At 63.1% G+C, this 18631-nt stretch carries 18 protein-coding genes; 10 read left to right on the forward strand and 8 right to left on the reverse strand.

Going from position 1 to position 18631, the window contains the following annotated elements:
* Positions 1-10 precede the first annotated feature (10 nt).
* The 5 genes from pstA (at position 11) to GIB19_RS07020 (ending at position 5617) form a co-directional block, all read left to right on the forward strand.
* Positions 11-1681: a phosphate ABC transporter permease PstA gene (pstA, locus tag GIB19_RS07000; RefSeq protein WP_027592127.1), complete on the forward strand. Its 1671-nt coding sequence runs from the start codon at positions 11-13 to the stop codon at positions 1679-1681.
* A 72-nt stretch (positions 1682-1753) separates the two neighbouring features.
* The gene (gene pstB / locus GIB19_RS07005; protein WP_027592128.1) at positions 1754-2587 is read left to right on the forward strand and encodes a phosphate ABC transporter ATP-binding protein PstB; all 834 of its coding nucleotides are present in this window, start codon (positions 1754-1756) and stop codon (positions 2585-2587) included.
* Between the two features lie 94 nt (positions 2588-2681).
* A complete protein-coding gene (gene phoU, locus GIB19_RS07010; protein WP_027592129.1) occupies positions 2682-3452 on the forward strand; it encodes a phosphate signaling complex protein PhoU in 771 nt (256 codons plus the stop codon).
* Positions 3453-3617: 165 nt separating this feature from the next.
* Positions 3618-4508 (forward strand): response regulator, encoded by an 891-nt coding sequence (locus GIB19_RS07015; protein WP_274884825.1) that lies wholly within the window; start codon positions 3618-3620, stop codon positions 4506-4508.
* 212 nt (positions 4509-4720) lie between these two features.
* Complete coding sequence (locus GIB19_RS07020; protein ID WP_265969646.1) at positions 4721-5617, forward strand: peptidoglycan DD-metalloendopeptidase family protein; 897 nt, start codon at positions 4721-4723, stop codon at positions 5615-5617.
* Positions 5618-5633: 16 nt separating this feature from the next.
* On the opposite strand, the gene GIB19_RS07025 is transcribed toward GIB19_RS07020, so the two are convergent.
* The 3 genes from GIB19_RS07025 to phoB form a co-directional block, all read right to left on the reverse strand.
* Positions 5634-6974, reverse strand: coding sequence for a hemolysin family protein (locus tag GIB19_RS07025; protein WP_027592132.1), 1341 nt, complete (start codon positions 6972-6974; stop codon positions 5634-5636).
* A gap of 139 nt (positions 6975-7113) precedes the next feature.
* On the reverse strand, positions 7114-8421 hold the full coding sequence (gene phoR, locus GIB19_RS07030) for a phosphate regulon sensor histidine kinase PhoR (protein WP_027592133.1): 1308 nt from the start codon (positions 8419-8421) through the stop codon (positions 7114-7116).
* A 45-nt stretch (positions 8422-8466) separates the two neighbouring features.
* Positions 8467-9156 (reverse strand): phosphate regulon transcriptional regulator PhoB, encoded by a 690-nt coding sequence (gene phoB, locus GIB19_RS07035; RefSeq protein WP_003253341.1) that lies wholly within the window; start codon positions 9154-9156, stop codon positions 8467-8469.
* Between the two features lie 172 nt (positions 9157-9328).
* On the opposite strand from phoB, the gene GIB19_RS07040 reads away from it, so the two are divergent.
* Positions 9329-9697: a COG4315 family predicted lipoprotein gene (locus GIB19_RS07040; RefSeq protein WP_274884826.1), complete on the forward strand. Its 369-nt coding sequence runs from the start codon at positions 9329-9331 to the stop codon at positions 9695-9697.
* Between the two features lie 282 nt (positions 9698-9979).
* Here GIB19_RS07040 and ubiA read toward each other — a convergent pair whose 3' ends face one another.
* The gene (ubiA, locus tag GIB19_RS07045) at positions 9980-10870 is read right to left on the reverse strand and encodes a 4-hydroxybenzoate octaprenyltransferase (protein ID WP_027592135.1); all 891 of its coding nucleotides are present in this window, start codon (positions 10868-10870) and stop codon (positions 9980-9982) included.
* A complete protein-coding gene (locus GIB19_RS07050) occupies positions 10870-11427 on the reverse strand; it encodes a chorismate--pyruvate lyase family protein (RefSeq protein WP_027592136.1) in 558 nt (185 codons plus the stop codon). The genes ubiA and GIB19_RS07050 overlap by 1 nt, the downstream gene beginning before the upstream one ends.
* 169 nt (positions 11428-11596) lie before the next feature.
* Between GIB19_RS07050 and GIB19_RS07055 the strand changes: the two genes are divergently transcribed.
* The 4 genes from GIB19_RS07055 (at position 11597) to GIB19_RS07070 (ending at position 13957) form a co-directional block, all read left to right on the forward strand.
* Positions 11597-11764 (forward strand): rubredoxin, encoded by a 168-nt coding sequence (locus tag GIB19_RS07055; RefSeq protein ID WP_027592137.1) that lies wholly within the window; start codon positions 11597-11599, stop codon positions 11762-11764.
* A 34-nt stretch (positions 11765-11798) separates the two neighbouring features.
* Positions 11799-12947: an NAD(P)/FAD-dependent oxidoreductase gene (locus GIB19_RS07060; protein WP_186679399.1), complete on the forward strand. Its 1149-nt coding sequence runs from the start codon at positions 11799-11801 to the stop codon at positions 12945-12947.
* A gap of 188 nt (positions 12948-13135) precedes the next feature.
* On the forward strand, positions 13136-13435 hold the full coding sequence (locus GIB19_RS07065; RefSeq protein WP_027592139.1) for an HU family DNA-binding protein: 300 nt from the start codon (positions 13136-13138) through the stop codon (positions 13433-13435).
* A 147-nt stretch (positions 13436-13582) separates the two neighbouring features.
* Positions 13583-13957, forward strand: coding sequence for a helicase (locus GIB19_RS07070; RefSeq protein WP_027592140.1), 375 nt, complete (start codon positions 13583-13585; stop codon positions 13955-13957).
* Positions 13958-14088: 131 nt separating this feature from the next.
* On the opposite strand, the gene GIB19_RS07075 is transcribed toward GIB19_RS07070, so the two are convergent.
* The 3 genes from GIB19_RS07075 to GIB19_RS07085 form a co-directional block, all read right to left on the reverse strand.
* The gene (locus GIB19_RS07075) at positions 14089-15492 is read right to left on the reverse strand and encodes an aminoacyl-tRNA deacylase and HDOD domain-containing protein (protein ID WP_274884827.1); all 1404 of its coding nucleotides are present in this window, start codon (positions 15490-15492) and stop codon (positions 14089-14091) included.
* Positions 15493-15570: 78 nt separating this feature from the next.
* On the reverse strand, positions 15571-17649 hold the full coding sequence (recG, locus tag GIB19_RS07080) for an ATP-dependent DNA helicase RecG (RefSeq protein ID WP_027592142.1): 2079 nt from the start codon (positions 17647-17649) through the stop codon (positions 15571-15573).
* Positions 17650-17652: 3 nt separating this feature from the next.
* The gene (locus GIB19_RS07085; protein ID WP_027592143.1) at positions 17653-18579 is read right to left on the reverse strand and encodes a hydrogen peroxide-inducible genes activator; all 927 of its coding nucleotides are present in this window, start codon (positions 18577-18579) and stop codon (positions 17653-17655) included.
* Positions 18580-18631: the final 52 nt, after the last annotated feature.

The following is an 18631-nucleotide window of genomic DNA, read 5'->3' on the forward strand; positions in this document are numbered from 1 at the left end:
GTAGAGATCCGTGAAAAAGGATTCCCTCAAAGGCTGGTTCAAGAGCGGCGCCCCAGGCGTCTGGATCAGCGGTGGCGCGGTTGCCATGGCGGTGATCATGACCATCGGCCTGCTGTCGGTCATCGCCGTGCGAGGCCTGGGCCACTTCTGGCCGGCCGACCTGGTCCAGGCCACCTACAAGGTGCCTGGCCAGGCTGATCACATCGTCGTCGGCGAAGTGGTGCAAAAAGAAGAAGTGCCCCGTGCACGCCTGAAGGGTGCCGGCTTGCCGGTACCTGAGCAGGGCCCGGAGTTCATGACCCGTGAGCTGATCAAGGTCGGTAACCGCGACCTCAACGGCAGCGACTTCACTTGGGTGGTGGGCGACTGGCTGGTCGATGAGCAACGCCCGGTCGACCTGATGGCGTTGGAACGCCGCGAGTGGGGCAACTTCTACGGCTACCTGGTCAGCGTCAAGGAAGAAGGCCGCGTGGTCGCCGAAGGCCCTGCTGCCTGGAACGAACTGCAGGCCCGCCTCAAGCGCGCCAACCAGCTCAATGGCGAATTGCAGCAACTCGAGAAAAAAGACATCGGCGCCATCAACCATGGCCTCGAACGCCTGCGTTTGCATAGCCGCAAGCTGGAGCTGGAGGGCAAGCTCGATGCCGCTGCCCAGGCCGACATGGACGCCGAGCGTGCCGAGCTGAACAGCCGCTACAAGGCCATCGAAGACCGCCTCAGCGGCCTGCACCAGGCCTTCTCCCGTGACAGCCTGGTGGCACGTGATGCCAACGGCCGCGAAGTGGAGATCAACCTGAGCAAGGTGGTGCACGCCATCCAGCCGAACGGCATGTCCGGTCTGACCAAGATGGGCACTTACTTCGCCAAGGTCTGGGAGTTCCTCAGCGACGACCCGCGTGAAGCCAACACCGAGGGCGGCATCTTCCCGGCCATCTTCGGTACCGTGATGATGACCCTGATCATGGCCGTGATCGTGACCCCGTTCGGCGTGCTGGCTGCAGTCTACCTGCGCGAATACGCCAAGCAGGGCCCGGTGACGCGCCTGATCCGCATCGCGGTGAACAACCTGGCGGGTGTACCGGCGATCGTCTACGGCGTGTTCGGCCTGGGCTTCTTCGTCTATGTACTGGGTGGCTCGATCGACCGGCTGTTCTTCCCCGAGTCGCTGCCGGCACCCACCCTGGGTACCCCGGGCCTGCTGTGGGCCTCGCTGACCTTGGCGCTGCTGGCGGTACCGGTGGTGATCGTGGCCACCGAAGAAGGCCTGGCGCGGATTCCACGCACCGTGCGCGAGGGCTCGCTGGCCCTGGGCGCGACCAAGGCCGAGACCCTGTGGAAAATCGTCCTGCCGATGGCCAGCCCGGCCATGATGACCGGCATGATCCTCGCCGTGGCCCGCGCCGCGGGTGAAGTGGCGCCACTGATGCTGGTGGGTGTGGTGAAGCTGGCGCCGTCGTTGCCACTGGATGGCAACTACCCGTACCTGCACCTGGACCAGAAGATCATGCACCTGGGCTTCCACATCTATGACGTCGGCTTCCAGAGCCCTAACGTCGAGGCCGCGCGCCCGCTGGTGTACGCCACCGCGCTGCTGCTGGTGCTGGTGATCGCCACCCTCAACCTCTCGGCGGTGTGGATCCGTAACCACCTGCGCGAGAAGTACAAGGCGCTGGACCACTGATCCTGATTACAAGCGTGCCGCCTGCAAGCCGGGCGGCCCTTTGAAACGAATTGATAGCGTATGGAGTTGACCATGCAGCACGAATCCCATACCCACGGCATCGACATGTCTGCCCTGGGCCGCGACAAGCAGAGCCTGCGCCTGGCCGAAGAGACCGTGGCCATCGAAGTACCTGGCCTGAGCCTGTTCTACGGCGACAAGCAAGCCTTGTTCGACGTCAGCATGAATATCCCCAAGCAGCGCGTGACCGCCTTCATCGGCCCGTCCGGCTGCGGCAAGTCGACCCTCCTGCGTACCTTCAACCGCATGAACGACCTGGTTGACGGTTGCCGCGTGGAGGGCGCCATCAACCTGTATGGCACCAATATCTACCGCAAGGGCGAGGACGTGGCCGAGCTGCGCCGCCGTGTGGGCATGGTGTTCCAGAAGCCGAACCCGTTCCCCAAGACCATCTACGAGAACGTCGTCTACGGCCTGCGCATCCAGGGTATCAACAAGAAGCGCACCCTCGACGAAGCCGTCGAATGGGCACTGAAGGGCGCCGCCCTGTGGGATGAGGTCAAAGACCGCCTGCACGATTCGGCCCTGGGCCTGTCGGGTGGCCAGCAGCAACGTCTGGTCATTGCCCGCACCATCGCCGTGGAGCCAGAAGTATTGCTGCTCGACGAACCGTGCTCGGCACTGGACCCGATCTCGACGCTGAAGGTCGAAGAGCTGATCTACGAATTGAAATCCAAGTACACCATCGTCATCGTGACCCACAACATGCAACAGGCGGCGCGCGTCTCGGACTACACCGCCTTCATGTACATGGGCAAACTGGTCGAATTCGGGGACACCGACACCCTGTTCACCAACCCGGCGAAGAAGCAGACCGAAGATTACATCACCGGTCGTTATGGCTAGTCGGTCTGCCAGCCGCAGGCCTGGGGCCAAGGGATAACACGAACGACTTGAAGCTTGCGGCTTGAGGCTTGCAGCTTTTTCGCGGAGCGAAACGATGATCAACAAAGAAAGCCTTACGCATCACATCTCCCAGCAGTTCAACGCCGAGCTCGAAGAGGTGCGCAGCCACCTCCTGGCCATGGGCGGCCTGGTCGAGAAACAGGTCAACGACGCGGTAACCGCGCTGATCGAGGCCGATTCGGGCCTGGCTCAGCAGGTGCGCGAGGTCGATGAGCAGATCAACCAGATGGAGCGCAACATCGACGAGGAGTGCGTCCGCATCCTCGCCCGCCGCCAGCCAGCGGCGTCCGACCTGCGCCTGATCATCAGCATCTCCAAGTCGGTGATCGACCTGGAACGCATCGGTGACGAGTCGACCAAAATCGCCCGCCGCGCCATCCAGCTGTGCGAAGAAGGCGAGTCGCCACGCGGCTACGTTGAGGTGCGCCACATCGGCGACCAGGTGCGCAACATGGTGCGCGATGCGTTGGACGCCTTTGCCCGCTTCGATGCCGACCTGGCGTTGTCGGTGGCGCAGTACGACAAGACCATCGACCGCGAGTACAAGACCGCACTGCGTGAGCTGGTGACCTACATGATGGAAGACCCGCGTTCGATTTCGCGGGTGCTGAGCGTCATCTGGGCCTTGCGTTCGCTGGAGCGTATCGGCGACCACGCCCGCAACATTTCCGAGCTGGTGATTTACCTGGTACGCGGCACCGACGTCCGCCACATGGGCCTCAAGCGCATGAAGGCGGAAGTGCAGGGCACCAGCGGCGATGAGGCCGAAAGCGCTAATGTTCCGGGCCAAGCGGACGATAAATAGTATTGCTCCCGAGCCTCAACGCCCGGCTTAGGCCGGGCGTTTTCGTTTGCGGTCGAGCAGCCATCAGGCACCCGCGAACGGTGTGAAGAAGTCCCGCTCCACGCGCAGTTGTGGCAAGTAGCCATCACTTGCCGGTAGGCTAGTCGGGATTCAAGAGGAGTATCGATGAGTAAAGTCAATGTGCTGGTCGTGGATGACGCCCCGTTCATCCGCGATCTGGTCAGGAAGTGCCTGCGCAATGCCTTTCCGGGCATGGTCATCGACGATGCGGTCAACGGTCGCAAGGCCATGGCCATGTTGGGCAAGGAGCCGTTCGACCTGGTCCTGTGCGACTGGGAAATGCCCGAGATGTCGGGCCTGGAGCTGCTCAGCTGGTGCCGTCAGCAGCCCGCGTTGAAGAGCTTGCAGTTCATCATGGTGACCAGCCGTGGTGACAAGGAGAACGTGATCCAGGCCATTCAGGCCGGTGTGTCCGATTTCGTCGGCAAGCCGTTCACCAACGAGCAGTTGCTGACCAAGGTAAAGAAAGCCCTGACCAAGATCGGCAAACTCGACAGCCTGATGGCTACTGGGCCTGCGCGGGCGAATTCGGCGTTTGCCAACGATTCGCTGAGCGCGCTGACGGGCGGCAAGCCTGAAGCCGTCAAGGTCGCGACGCCTGCTGCCGCGCCGGCCAAGCCGCTGCTCAACGCACCGGCACCGCCTGCGGCTGCACCCAGTGGCCGTGGCCAAGGCCAGTTGCGCCTGTCTAGCGGCACACAGCCGTGCGTGATCAAGGCGTTGAGCCTGAAAGAGGCGCTGCTGGTGGTGCGCCGCAGCGAAGCGCTGCCGCAGGTGCTGGAGGGCGCGGTACTGGACCTGGAGCAAGGCGAAAACGCCGAAGTCGCGCGCCTGAACGGTTACCTGCATGCCGTCGCGGCGCTGGAGCCCAAGCCAGACAGTGACTGGCTGCAGCTGACCTTCAAGTTCGTCGATCAGGATGCGCAGAAGCTCGACTACCTGTCGCGGCTGATTGCCCGCGGCACGGCGCAGAAGCACTTCACGCCCGGCGCCTGATCCACAGTCAGGCCTACGCGGTTCTTGTAGGAGCAGCCTTGTGCTGCGAAGAGGCCGGTGATAACACAGTGATATTGGCTGTTATCACCGGCCTCTTCGCAGCACAAGGCTGCTGCTACAGGGTACGTGTTCGCCATCCGACCAACTGTCATATCCCCCGCCAAACCGGCTGCTAGGCTTCGACAGATCACAACTGTCAAAAAGCCACTATCATGCCCGCCCGCCTGCTGCTGTTCTGTGCATTGCTCATGGCCTCGGCGTCGAGCCTGGGCGTGACCCTCTACCCGATTACCGATGCCAACGGTGTGGGTGCCTATACCGACCGGCCAGGCCCCGGGGCCAAGCCGATCGAGCTGCATGAATCCATGGTCGAGCGCCAGGAAAGCCAGGTGCGGCTTAACGCAATCGTATTCCAGGGCGGCGTGAGCTTTTCTGCGCGCAATGAATCGCATGTGCCGGTGCAGGTCGAATTGCACCTGGACAAGCTGATCAACGCCCAAGGCGGCAATGCGCCGCGGATCGTGCGCAGGGTGCTGCCAGGGCGTTCAACTCAGTTGCTCAGCGTGCTGCGGGGCCGCCCTGGGACGTTGCTGGGCTATCGCTCGACGCTGCTGCAGGCAATGGGCGACCCGGGGCTGCGCCCTCAGGGTTATCGGTACGCCTTCCCCTGGCTGGGCGGGCCGTTTCGGGTGACGCAGGGGCCCAACGGCCGCTTCAGCCATTTTGGCCCCAAGGGGCGCTATGCCATGGATATCGCCATGCCTGAGGGCACGACCATCATTGCGGCCCGGGAAGGGGTGGTGGTGAATGTCGAGAACAGCCAGACCGGGCGTGGCAGCAACCCGTCGGGCAATTTTGTCAGGGTCTTGCACGCCGACGGCACCATGGGCGTGTACCTGCACCTGATGCGCGGTTCGGTGGTGGTGGCTGAGGGGCAGCGGGTGAAGCAGGGGCAGATGCTGGCCAAGTCCGGCAACACCGGCAACAGCACCGGCCCGCACCTGCATTTTGTGGTGCAGCGCAACGTGGGGTTGGCGCTGGAGTCGATACCCTATCAGTTCGACAGGCCGATCAGTGGGCTGCCCGACTTTACGGCGGGCAACCCCTGAACGAGGGACCGTAAGGTCAATCCAGCTTCAGCACCTTGGCCAGCACGATCTTCGGCCCTTTCATCTTCTTGATGATGATGCGCAGGCCTTCAACCTCAAGCACTTCTTCCTCTTCAGGGACGCGTTTGAGCGTTTCATACACCAGCCCAGCCAGGGTCTCCGCCTCGATGTGGTCCAGGTCGATGCCCAGCAGGCGCTCGACCTTGAACAGCGGCGTATCACCGCGCACCAGCAGCTTGCCCGGCTGGTAGGCGAGGATGCCGCGCTCAGTCTTGCGGTGTTCATCCTGGATATCGCCGACCAGTACTTCCAGCACGTCTTCCATGGTCAGGTAGCCGATTACCTTGCCATCGGCTTCCTCGACCAGCACGAAATGCGCGCCGCCCTTGCGGAACTGCTCCAGCAACTGCGACAGCGGCATATGCCGGGAAACCCGCTCCAGCGGCCGGGCTAGGTCTTCGAGGTCGATGGTTTCGGGCAGGTGGTCGAGTTCGGCCAACTCCAGCAACAGGTCCTTGATGTGCAGCAACCCGGTGAACTCTTCGCGCTCGGCGTCGTAGACCGGGTAACGGCTGAACTTGTGGCGGCGCAGCAGGGCCAGGATCTGCTTGAGCGGCGCGTGCGCGTCGATGCTGACCATGTCCTCGCGGGAGTTAGCCCAGTCGACCACTTCCAGCTCGCCCATTTCCACTGCCGAGGCCAGCACGCGCATGCCCTGGTCGCTCGGGTCTTGGCCACGGCTGGAGTGCAGGATCAGCTTGAGCTCTTCGCGGCTGTAATGATGCTCGTGGTGTGGGCCAGGCTCACCTTGGCCAGCAATGCGCAGGATGGTGTTGGCGCTGGCATTGAGCAGGTAGATGGCCGGGTACATCGCCCAGTAGAACAGGTACAGCGGCACCGCGGTCCACAGCGACAGCAGCTCGGGCTTGCGGATTGCCCAGGACTTGGGCGCCAGCTCACCGACCACGATGTGCAGGTAAGAGATGACGAAGAAGGCGACGAAGAACGAAATGCCCTTGATCAGCTCTGGCGTGTCCACGCCCATGTAGGCCAGCAGCGGCTCCAGCAGGTGGGCGAACGCCGGCTCGCCGACCCAGCCCAGGCCCAGGGAGGCGAGGGTGATGCCCAGCTGGCAGGCGGACAGGTAGGCGTCGAGCTGGTTGTGCACCTTGCGCAGGATGCTGCCACGCCAGCCGTGCAGTTCGGCGATGGAATCGACGCGGGTTGAGCGCAGCTTGACCATGGCGAACTCGGCGGCAACGAAAAAGCCGTTGAGCAGCACCAGGAGCAAGGCAAAGATGATCATGCCGAAATCGGCGAATAACGAGGTGAGGCTGATACCAGGGGAAGGGTCCATGATGGAGTTTTTACGGGGTCCGTCTTTGAGGAATGGAGAAAAAAAGTGCCAGCACAGGCTGGCACAGGGGATCCAATGTAGCGGTTGAAGCCGCAAAAGCAAAGGGTGATGGTCTTGATGGGGTTGCGGTGCAGCCTTCTCAACCCTTGCCGTTGGCCAATTGTGCCGGCGCAAAGTGACAGGTAAAGGTGCTGCCATGCCCCGGCACGCTGCTGATCTCCAAGCGCCCGCGATGGCGCAGCAGCACATGCTTGACGATCGCCAGGCCCAACCCCGTGCCCCCGGTATTGGACGCCCGGCTGGAGTCGACGCGGTAGAATCGCTCGGTCAGCCGTGGCAAATGCTTGGCATCGATGCCGATACCCGAATCCTGCACGCTGAGGTGCGCACCCTGGGCATCGGCCCACCAGCGGATGCGAATGCTGCCCTCGTCCGGGGTGTACTTGACCGCGTTGAACACCAGGTTTGAGAACGCACTGCGCAGCTCTGCCTCGCTGCCCTTGAGGCTGACGCCGGGTGCGGCTTCCAGGCTGATGCGCTGGTTACGTGGGCCGGACAGTGCCTGGGCATCGCCCTTGATCGACTGCAGCAGGGCATCGACGGGTACGGGCAGGTTGTCGGAGGGGTAGTCGGTGGCCTCCAGCTTGGCCAGCAACAGCAAGTCATTGAGCAGGGTCTGCATGCGTGAACCTTGCTGGCTCATCTGCTGCAGGGCTCGGGTCCAGCGCGGGTTCACGTCCTCGACGTTGTCGAGCAAGGTTTCCAGGTAGCCGGTAATCACCGTCAGCGGCGTACGCAACTCATGGGAAACGTTGGCGACGAAGTCCTTGCGCATCTGTTCGAGCTGATGGATGCGGGTGACATCGCGCACCAGCATCAGGTGCTCGTTATTGCCGTAGCGGGTGATGTGCAGCTGCACACGCATCCGGTCATTGATCGGCGAAGGGATTTCCAGCGGTTCGACGTAGTTCTCCGCTTCGAAGTATTCCTTGAAGCGAGGGTGGCGCACCAGGTTGGTCACCTGCTGGCCGCCGTCCTGCGGGGTCTTGAAGCCCAGCAGGGTTTCGGCGGCGCGGTTCCACCATTCCAGGTTGCCGTCGCTGTCGAGCATGATCACCGCGTCGCGCAGTGCGGCAGTGGACTCCTGCACCCGGTCGATCACCGCCTGCAGGCGGCCGCGTACGCGTTGGTCGCGACGTTGCAGGTGGTAGATGCTGTCGAACACTTCGCCCCACAGGCCGTAGCCGTCTGGCGGGGCCTCGTCGGGTTGATGGTTGCGCAGCCAGTCATGCAGGCGCAGCAGCTGCTTGAGGGTCCAACCCAGGTACAGGGCCAGGCCGATGGCCAGGCTCCAGCCGTAATAACCGCTGACCAGCCCGCCGAGCAGGCAGACAGAGATCAGCAGCAGCAGGTGGCGAATCAGGGTCGCGTGCCAGTTCTGGTTCAATTGACGGTCCTTGTACAACGTCGTGCAGCCAGGCGTGCAGGCGTATCAGCTCTTGGTCGAGAAACGGTAGCCAGTGCCGCGGACGGTTTGTACCAGATTTTCGTAGGCTTCACCCAGCGCCTTGCGCAAGCGGCGGATGTGCACGTCGACGGTACGCTCCTCGACATAAACGTTGCCGCCCCAGACCTGGTCCAACAACTGGCCACGGGTGTAGGCGCGCTCCTGGTGGGTCATGAAGAACTGCAGCAGGCGGTATTCGGTGGGGCCCATCTCGGCCGGTTTGCCGTCGATGGTCACGCGGTGGCTGATCGGGTCAAGCAGCAGGCCACCGACTTCGATCGGCGCCTCGCTGTCGCTCGGGCCGGTGCGACGCAGCACGGCTTTCAGGCGGGCGACCAGCTCGCGGGGCGAGAAGGGTTTGGTGATGTAGTCATCGGCGCCCACTTCCAGGCCTTGGATCTTGTTGTCCTCTTCACCTTTGGCGGTGAGCATGATGATCGGGATGTCCCCGGTCAGCTCGTCACGCTTCAGGCGGCGGGCCAGTTCGATGCCCGAGGTGCCCGGCAGCATCCAGTCGAGCAGGATCAGGTCAGGCTTGCGGTCGACGATGATCGCGTGGGCCTGTTGCGAGTTCTCCGCTTCCAGGCAGTCGTAGCCGGCCATTTCCAATGCAACGGCGATCATCTCGCGAATAGGCGCTTCGTCGTCGACGATCAGAATGTTCCTGCCAACCATGCTCAAAACCTCTCCTGGAAAATCGTGTCTGGCCCGCATTAGATAACGGAATTATTGCAGCTGTGTGACAGAGCATTGGCTGTTCTGGCGACATTCCATGACTGGACTAGGCTTGAAAGGGCCGCTGCGGCGGCTATCAGAACTCATTTCCCCGGAAACAATGGTGAATCCAATGACACGACATACGCTGAGCTGGATGGCCCTTCTTGCTGCGCTGGCACTCCCGGGGGTGGCCTCAGCCCACCATGCGATGGAGAAGGATGGCATGTGGGTCAATCATGCCGGCATGACGCTGTACACCTTTGACAAGGACGCTGGGGGCAAGTCGATGTGCAATGGCGATTGCGCAACGAATTGGCCGCCGTTGATGGTGAAGGACGGTGAGAAGGCAGAGGGCAAGTGGACACAGATCAAGCGTGACGATGGCACGATGCAATGGGCCTATGACGGCAAGCCGCTGTACACCTTCGTCAAGGACAAGAAGGCTGGCGATACCACTGGTGACGGCATGAAAGACGTCTGGCACGTGGCCAAGCCGTGAGATAGCCGGGGCCGCTGTGCGGCCCTTCGCGGCACAAGGCCGCTCCCACATTGATCGGCGTATGGGGGACCATGTGTGGGCTTGCCAGCGATGCGGCCGGAACAAGCACCACAAGACAGTTGCTCCCACACTGATCGGCGTATGGGGGACCATGTGTGGGCTTGCCAGCGATGCGGCCGGAACAAGCACCACAAGACAGTTGCTCCCACATTGATCGGCGTATGGAGGACCCTGTGGGAGCGGCCTTGTGCCGCGATGGGCTGCAAAGCAGCCCCAGAAGAGTCAGCGCAATGCGTAATCCAGCACGACCCCAATGAACACCAGCAACCCCGCCCAGTGATTGTGCAGAAACGCCTTGAAGCACGACTCGCGGTCCAGCTTGCGCGTCGACCAGAACTCCCAGGCAAAGCACAACGCCGCCCCCAACAGCCCCAGGTGGAACCAGCCGCCCAGCTCGAAGCGGCTTCCGGCCAACAGCAGGCAAGCCAACGACAGCAACTGCAAGGTCAGGATGATCACCCGGTCGGCCTCGCCGAACAGGATGGCCGTCGATTTCACGCCGATCTTAAGGTCATCGTCGCGGTCGACCATGGCGTAGTAGGTGTCATAACCCACGGTCCACAGCAGGTTGGCGATGTACAGCAGCCAGGCACTGGCCGGCAGCTCGCCCCCGGCAGCGGTGAACGCCATGGGGATACCCCAGGAATATGCGGCGCCCAGCACCACCTGCGGGTAATAGGTATAGCGCTTCATGAACGGGTAGCAGAACGCCAAGGCCACGGCGCCGAACGACAGCCAGACGGTCCGGCTGTTGGTGCACAGCACCAGCAGGAAACTCACCCCGACCAGGATCGCGAACAGTGCCAGCGCCTCGCGGGGCTTGACCCGGCCGCTGGCCAAGGGGCGGTCGGCGGTGCGTTTGACGTGGCCATCGACCTTGCGGTCGGCAAAGTCATTGATGCAGCAGCCTGCAGCGCGCATCAGTACCACGCCAAGGCCGAAGATCAGCACGTTGGCCAGGGTCGGCGAACCTTGCCCTGCAATCCATACAGCTGACAGGGTCGGCCACAGCAGCAGGTAAATGCCGATGGGGCGGTCCATGCGGCTGAGCTGGACAAAGTCCCAGGCGCGCGGGTGCACGCGGTTGAGCGACTTGAGCAGTTGCAGGTACATCAGCGGTTTTCCTCCTTGGCCGCTTGCCACAGGGCTGGCAGGAACACCTCGGCTACCAGCAGGTCCAGGCCGTCCCGTTCAAAGCGTGAGCGTCGGCCCCAAAGCGCATCATGGCGGGCCTCGGTCGGTAACCAGGCCTGTGGATAACTGCACACTTGCAGGGGGTGGCGAATGAACGCCTGGTCACAGAACAGCAACTCGCCCAGCGAGCGGCTGCCCAGGGTCTCGAGGTCCAGGCCACCGCGCTCCAGGGCACTGCGGCTGGCCACGCTGCGGGCGAACACCCAGGGCTGGCCGTGGCCACGCAGGTACACCTCGCGCACCCAGCCTTGCGCCCCGGGCGCGATGCCCAGGGCCAGGCATTCGTCATCACGCAGTGGCTGCCAGCCTTCCAGCAGCGGGGTGACGGAGAAATGATCGTGGGACAGGCGGGTCAGGCGGCGGGTCAGCGAGCCCTCGTCGAACAGCCAGTCCAGGGTCGGCTGGTCGATCTCGGTCGCCAGCTGTGAATACGGCAGCCACGCGACAGCGGCTGCTTGCGGGGATTCGTACGACACGTCGGTATGCTTGTTACAGCCAGAGAGGCGGCGAGCTTAGCATGATTGCCCCGACTGCTTGCATACTGCTGGCAGGGCCAGTAAAAAGCCCCCAAAGATTGCGCGGCGGCCCCCTGGGGGGCCATCAGCAGCGACACAAGCCCGAGCCTGAAACGAGGAATCCGTACCGATGAAAAAATGGCAATGTATTGTCTGTGGCCTGATCTACGACGAAGCCGAAGGCTGGCCCGACGACGGCATCGCCCCCGGCACCCGCTGGGAAGACGTGCCTGCAGACTGGCTGTGCCCCGACTGCGGCGTCGGCAAGAGCGACTTCGAAATGATCGCCATCGGCTGATCATCCCCTGTTCCCACCCTGAGGTAAGCACGACATGACGTCCCCCGTAGTCATCATCGGTACTGGCCTGGCCGGCTACAACCTGGCCCGTGAATTTCGCAAGCTCGATGGCGAGACGCCGCTGCTGTTGATTACCGCCGACGATGGTCGTTCCTACTCCAAGCCCATGCTCTCCACGGGTTTTGCCAAGCTCAAGGATGCCGATGGGTTGTGCATGGCCGAGCCAGGTGCGATGGCCGAGCAGCTCAAGGCCGAAATCCGCACCCACACCCGTATCAGCGGCATCGACCCCGGCCACAAGCGCCTGTGGATCGGCGAAGAGGCCGTGGCCTATCGCGACCTGGTGCTGGCCTGGGGCGCCCAGACCGTGCAGGTGCCGATCGAGGGCGACGCTGGCGGGCAGGTATTCCCGATCAACGACCTGGAGGACTACGCACGCTTTCGCGCCGCCGCTGCCGGCAAGCAGCGCGTGTTGATTCTGGGCGCCGGCCTGATTGGCTGCGAATTCGCCAATGACATGAGCCTGGGCGGGTTCCAGGTCGAGGTGGTGGCCCCGTGCGAGCAGGTGATGCCGACCCTGTTGCACCCAGCCGCCGCCGCTGCCGTGCAGGCCGGGCTAGAAGGCCTTGGCGTGCGCTTCCACCTGGGCCCGGTGCTGACGCGCCTGCAGCAGGTTGCGCAGGGCCTTGAGGCGCACCTGTCCGACGGTAGCGTGATCGCCTGCGACCTGGTGGTTTCAGCCATCGGCTTGCGCCCGCGTACTGATCTGGCCGCCGCTGCTGGCCTGCAGACTAATCGCGGCGTGGTGGTGGACCGGCAGTTGCGCACGTCCCACGCCAATATCTTCGCCCTGGGCGACTGCGCCGAGGTGGACGGCATCAACCTGCTCTATGTGATGCCGCTGATGAGCTGTGCCCGCGCCTTGGCGCAAACCCTGGTCGGCAACCCCACGGCCGTCAGTTACGGGGCGATGCCGATCACCGTGAAGACCCCCGCATGCCCGCTGGTGGTCTCGCCGCCCCCGCAAGGGCACGACGGCAACTGGCAGGTGGAAGGGCAGGGCAGCGACCTCAAGGTGCTCTGCCACGATGCCGACGGCAAGCTGCTGGGCTATGCCCTGACCGGTGCGGCCGTGATGGAAAAGCTGGCCCTGAATCGTCAGCTACCCCCGGTAATGGCGTAAATAGCGGGCGTTCTGTCGGGTTTATCCTGTTGTTGCTCACACAATGGCCGCCCAGATACTGGCGCGGCCTCGGTGGGCGTGCCATTCTCACTCCCGTCTGCCGCAGATTAGAGCCTGCGGTGCCTTGAGCGCTGCTCCCAGAGGCAGCACGGCATAACAACAAAAAATCCCGTCAAAGAGGCTTCACTATGCGCAAACCAGAACTCGCCGCTGTCATCGCCGAAAAGGCCGATCTGACCAAGGAAAAGGCCAACGTGGTGCTGAATGCGATCCTCGACAGCATTACCGGTGCGCTGGACAAGGACACCGTGACCCTGGTCGGTTTCGGCACCTTTGAAAAACGTCACCGTGGTGCGCGTACCGGCAAGAACCCCCAGACCGGCGAGCCGGTGAAGATCAAGGCCAGCAACACCGTAGCCTTCAAGCCAGGCAAGAACCTGCGTGACAGCGTCAACGTACCGGCCAAGCCAGCCAAGAAAGGCAAGTGATCGAATCCTGACATCCCCAGTGTCGGTTCAGCGGGCGCCCAAGGGCGCCCGTTGTGCTTTCTGTAGGGATATGTTGCGAACTTGCATAAATAGTTCTGGAAGAGGATAAACTGCGCGACTCAGTCATTTTTTATTCGAGGCGCGTTGATGAAGTTCCGCTTTCTTCTCTGGGCCATGGGGCTGTTGATGGCCAGGGCCAGCCGTAACAACCCGGCGTTCAAGCAGCAGCTCAAGGACAAGGATCTGGTATTCCAGATGCAGACCCTGGACGGCAAAATCGCCCGGCACTTCATCGTCAGCGACGAGCGCATCAGCAGCAAAGGTGGCGTGCACCCGCAGCCGGCGTTCGCCATTGCGTTCAAAGATGCCGCTTACGGGTTCGCCACGCTGCAGGCAAGCAACAAGCAGTTGGCCTTCATGCAGGGGATTCAGGACAAGCACATCCAGATCAAGGGCAATCCGGCGTTGGTGATGTGGTTCCAGGGCTTGATGAAGTACCTCAAGCCGAAGAAAAAGCGCTAAGCCTGGCCCTGTAGGAGCAGCCTTGTGCTGCGAAGAGGCCGGTGACTGCAGCGAAGATTCACTGTGTTGTCACCGGCCTCTTCGCAGCGCAAGGCTGCTCCTACAACGGGTGCGCATTACGCCCCACGCTATTAGTGCGGGGCGTGAAACTGCGATGCCAGTTCCCGCAGCAGGGTTTCGGCCTCCAGCACCTTGTTCACCACATCCTCGGCCTTCTCCCGAGTCACCCCCAACCGCTCCAGCAGTTCATCGGGTACCTCTTCCTGAGGCCCCGAGCCAATACCGCGCGAACGCAGCAGGCGCGTCGCCAGGCACACCAGGTTGGGGAACGCCGCATAGTCGCCGTCATAAGACGGGTCGTGCTGGAAGCGCAGCGCCGTCGAGAGCTCTTCTGGCATGTCCCACAGCTTCATCAACCACGCGCCGATCTGTTCGCGGTTGATGCCCAGCAGGTGCTGTTCCACATAGGTGTGGCACAGGTGCGGGTTGACCTCCAGGTGCCGGCAGATCAGCGAGAAGTGCGGCGGGAACACGTGCGCCAGCAGCAGATAGCCAAAGTTGTGCAGCAGCCCGGCCAGGTACGTCAGGCCGGCTTCCGGGCGCTCTGCCCGGGGCATGGCGCGGGTCAGGCCTTCGATGATGGCTGCGGTGTAGATCGACTGCTGCCAATACGGAGTGGCCTGCTGCGGGTGGTCCTTGGGCAGGCTCAGGGTCTTGCCCAGGGCCAGCCCCAAGGCCAGGTTGATGACCAGGTCGAAGCCCAGCACGCGCACGATGGCGTCTTCCACTGAACGGATCTTGCCTGGTGAGGCGTAGTAGGGCGATGCGGCCCAGCTGACCACCTGCGCAGCCAGCGCAGGGTCGGTCTCGACCACGCCGGTGATGTCATCGATGCTGGCGTTGGGGTCTACCCGCAGCTTGATGATCTTCTGCGCCGTGTCGGCCAACGGCGGGATTTCGATGGTTTCTTCCAGGCGCTTCTGGATACGTCGCGCGGTAAAGGCCTGGACCGCTTGGGTGATTTCGTGGGAGTCGTCATCAGGCCGGTCGAGGTTCGGGCTGATGGCCTTCACCTCCTGGCCAAAGCTGCTGGCGCTGGCCTTGGCGAGCATGCGCTTGAAGTCCGCGCGGTCGATTTCCAGCAACAGGCCAGTTTCGCCGGACTGAATCAGCACCGTCTCGCAGTCGAGCAGGCTTTTTTCGTACTGGCACGGCGAGCTGGTCAACGCCGGAATGCCCGGCAGGCGCTTGAGGTGGTGCTTGTCGAGCATCTGCTTGAGCCGGGGGACCGATACGGCGGTCAGCTTGCGGCCGGTCAGCTCGGTCAGGCGATTGAGGTCAAGCAGCTGGCTCTGCGGGAACAACACCATCAGGGCGCCGACTTCGTCGTCGAGGAGCACCGCCTGCACCCGCGAGGCGGCAGGCAATTGCGCATGCTCGACCACTTCGCGGTAGGTGACGCCAACCTTATCGAGCAGCAGCCGGATAACAGAGGGCGCGTGTGGGGTTGCGGTGTCCAGGGCAACTTCAGTCATGGTCCGTATCCACTAATTCTTTTAAACGCGAAGTATAACCAGTCCCGCCGCAAATCTGGATCCATTGTGGGATTGGCGTCACACTTGGCCGTATTGCTGGCCGTGCCGCAGCCAGCGGTCAAGCAACGGGCTGACATGGTCCGGCCACCGCGCGATCAGCGCTTGGGCGGCATCACGTACGGCCGGCAGCAGGTCGGCATCACGCATCAGGTCAGCAACCTTGAACTGTAGCAGGCCGGTCTGGCGTGTTCCCAGCATCTCGCCGGGGCCGCGCAGTTCCAGGTCTTTTTCGGCGATGATGAAGCCATCGTTGGTTTCACGCATGATCCCCAGGCGTTCGCGGCCGATCTGCGACAGTGGTGGGTGATACAGCAACACGCAGTGGCTCACCGCGCTGCCCCGGCCAACCCGGCCACGCAGCTGGTGCAGTTGGGCCAGGCCCAGGCGTTCGGGGTTCTCGATGATCATCAGGCTGGCATTGGGCACGTCCACGCCCACCTCGATGACTGTGGTCGCCACCAGCAGTTGCAGCTCACCGGCCTTGAACTGGGCCATGATCTCGGCCTTTTCCGCAGGCTTCATGCGCCCGTGGATAAGGCCGACGCGTAGCTCGCCCAAGGCGCTGCCAAGCTCTTCATAGGTGCTCTCGGCCGCCTGGCAGGTCAGCTCTTCGGATTCTTCGATCAGGGTGCACACCCAATAGGCCTGACGCCCCTCGGCACAGGCGGCGCGTACCCGCTCGACCACCTCGAAGCGGCGGCTGTCGGCCACCAGCACGGTGTTCACCGGCGTACGCCCGGGTGGCAGCTCGTCGAGGACCGAGGTGTCGAGGTCGGCGTAGGCGCTCATCGCCAAGGTCCGAGGGATCGGCGTCGCAGTCATGATCAGCTGGTGCGGGCACAGCTCGCCGGCCACGCCTTTTTTGCGCAGGGCCAGGCGTTGCTGCACACCGAACCGGTGCTGTTCATCGATGATCGCCAGGGCCAGGTGCTTGAATTTGACCTCTTCCTGGAACAGCGCATGGGTGCCCACCACCATCGGTGCACCGTTGGCGATTTGCTCCAGCGAGCTGGCCCGAGCCTTGCCCTTGAGCTTGCCGGCCAGCCATGCCACCTCGATGCCCAGCGGTTCGAGCCAGCGCTTGAAGGTAATGAAGTGCTGTTCGGCGAGGATCTCGGTGGGGGCCATCAACGCCACCTGGTAACCAGCCTCCAGCGCTTGCAGTGCCGCCAGTGCGGCGACCACCGTTTTACCGGCCCCGACATCGCCCTGTACCAGGCGCATCATCGGCTCGGCTTGGGCCAGGTCGTAGGCAATTTCGTTGGCCACCCGTTGCTGGGCGCCGGTCGGCTTGAAGCCCAGGTTGGCCAGGTACTGCGCCGGCAACCGGCTGGCCTTGGGCAGTACCGGGGCACGCAGGCTGCGCAGGCTCTCGCGCAGGCGTTGCTGCGACAGCTGGTGGGTCAGCAGCTCTTCGAAGGCCAGGCGGTGTTGAGCCCAATGCTGGCCTTCGGCAAGTTCGTCGAGGTCGGCATCGGCCGGCGGGTTGTGCAGGTAGCGGATGGCATCGTCCAGCGGCGCCAATTGGTAGTCCCGCGCCAGCTCATCGGGCAGCCAGTCTGGCAGGCTGCGCGGGCCAAGCATGCCAAGGCTCTGCTGGCAGAGCAGGCGCAGGCGTTGCTGGGTGAGCCCTTCGGTGGACGGGTAGATCGGCGTCAGGGTCTGTTCCACGGGGGGCGGTGGCTCGTCGCCGTTGAGCGCCCGGTACTCCGGGTGGTAGATCTCCAGGCCAGAGGCGCCGGGGCGGGCTTCGCCATAGCAACGCAGGTGCGTGCCGCGTTTCAGGCCTTCTTTTTGCGCATTGCTGAAGTGATAGAAGCGCAGGCTCAATACGCCGCTGCCGTCACCCAGGCGCACCACGAGGCTGCGGCGCTTGCCCATGGTGACGTCCGCACCGCTTACTACACCTTCGATCACGGCATCCTGCCCCGGGCGCAGCTCGCCAATGGGCACCACACGGGTGCGGTCCTGGTAGCGCAAGGGCAGGTGGAAGAGTATGTCCTGCAGGTTCTCCAGGCCCACCTTGGCGAGTTTTTCCGCCATGGCATCGCCCACCCCTTTGAGCACCGTGACCGGGACCTTCGACAGCTCACTCATGACTCAGGCCGGCTGTTCCACAGGGGGTTTGGCGACCGAGCAGAGGCGGATCGAGTCAGCGAGGATCTCGATGGCCTTGGGCCGCGGGAAGCTGGCACGCCAGGCGATGGCCACGGTGCGGAACGGTGCTGGCGCAGTCAGCGGGCGCACTTCGATGATGCCTGGCGCGTAGTGGTGGCTGTGCACTGCCGACAGCGGCAGGATCGAGACGCCAAGGCCCGAGGCAACCATGTGCCGAATGGTTTCCAGGGAGCTGGATTCCACCGTGGTGTGCCGGGAGCCTTCGCCGCCTTTGTTCAATGTCGGGCAGGCTTCCAGGACCTGGTCGCGGAAGCAGTGGCCTTCACCGAGCAGCAGCAGGCTCTTGTCGTTGAGCATGGCGGTGTCGATGGTCTTTTTGGCCGTCCATGGGTGGTCGGCAGGCATCAAGGCGCAGAATGGCTCATCGTACAGCGGCAGGGTCAGCACGTCGGCTTCGTTGAACGGCAGGGCGATGATCACTGCGTCGAGTTCGCCGTTGCGCAGTTTTTCGCGCAGTACGTGGGTGAAGTTCTCTTCGATGTACAGCGGCATCTGCGGCGCCACACGGTGCAGCTGCGGGATCAGGTGCGGGAACAGATAAGGGCCAACCGTATAGATGGCACCGACCTTGAGCGGGGCAGTCAGCTGGTTCTTGCCGGCCTGGGCCAGCTCGCGGATGCCTTGGGCCTGTTCCAGTACCTTCTGCGCCTGGGCGACGATGCTTTCACCGACCGGGGTCAGGCGCACTGCGCTCTTGCTGCGCTCGAAGATCAGCACGCCAAGCTCGTCCTCGAGCTTCTTCACACCGACCGACAGGGTCGGTTGGCTCACGTGGCAACGTTCGGCCGCGTGGCCGAAATGTTGTTCCTGGGCGAGTGTGACGATGTAGCGTAATTCTGTGAGGGTCATAACGTGCGTCCATGAAGTTGCGAGCCCAGCATAGCGGCTGCAATCGATAGAC

The sequence above is a fragment of the Pseudomonas sp. ITEM 17296 genome, from assembly GCF_028895205.1.
Lineage (GTDB): Bacteria > Pseudomonadota > Gammaproteobacteria > Pseudomonadales > Pseudomonadaceae > Aquipseudomonas > Aquipseudomonas kermanshahensis.

Coding starts and splice junctions, on each gene's coding strand:
- pstB (WP_027592128.1), top strand. CDS start 1,754: ATGCAGCACGAATCCCATACCCACGGCATCGACATGTCTGCCCTGGGC.
- phoU (WP_027592129.1), top strand. CDS start 2,682: ATGATCAACAAAGAAAGCCTTACGCATCACATCTCCCAGCAGTTCAAC.
- GIB19_RS07015 (WP_274884825.1), top strand. CDS start 3,618: ATGAGTAAAGTCAATGTGCTGGTCGTGGATGACGCCCCGTTCATCCGC.
- GIB19_RS07020 (WP_265969646.1), top strand. CDS start 4,721: ATGCCCGCCCGCCTGCTGCTGTTCTGTGCATTGCTCATGGCCTCGGCG.
- GIB19_RS07025 (WP_027592132.1), bottom strand. CDS start 6,974: ATGGACCCTTCCCCTGGTATCAGCCTCACCTCGTTATTCGCCGATTTC.
- phoB (WP_003253341.1), bottom strand. CDS start 9,156: ATGGTTGGCAGGAACATTCTGATCGTCGACGACGAAGCGCCTATTCGC.
- GIB19_RS07040 (WP_274884826.1), top strand. CDS start 9,329: ATGACACGACATACGCTGAGCTGGATGGCCCTTCTTGCTGCGCTGGCA.
- ubiA (WP_027592135.1), bottom strand. CDS start 10,870: ATGTACCTGCAACTGCTCAAGTCGCTCAACCGCGTGCACCCGCGCGCC.
- GIB19_RS07055 (WP_027592137.1), top strand. CDS start 11,597: ATGAAAAAATGGCAATGTATTGTCTGTGGCCTGATCTACGACGAAGCC.
- GIB19_RS07060 (WP_186679399.1), top strand. CDS start 11,799: ATGACGTCCCCCGTAGTCATCATCGGTACTGGCCTGGCCGGCTACAAC.
- GIB19_RS07065 (WP_027592139.1), top strand. CDS start 13,136: ATGCGCAAACCAGAACTCGCCGCTGTCATCGCCGAAAAGGCCGATCTG.
- GIB19_RS07070 (WP_027592140.1), top strand. CDS start 13,583: ATGAAGTTCCGCTTTCTTCTCTGGGCCATGGGGCTGTTGATGGCCAGG.
- GIB19_RS07075 (WP_274884827.1), bottom strand. CDS start 15,492: ATGACTGAAGTTGCCCTGGACACCGCAACCCCACACGCGCCCTCTGTT.
- recG (WP_027592142.1), bottom strand. CDS start 17,649: ATGAGTGAGCTGTCGAAGGTCCCGGTCACGGTGCTCAAAGGGGTGGGC.
- GIB19_RS07085 (WP_027592143.1), bottom strand. CDS start 18,579: ATGACCCTCACAGAATTACGCTACATCGTCACACTCGCCCAGGAACAA.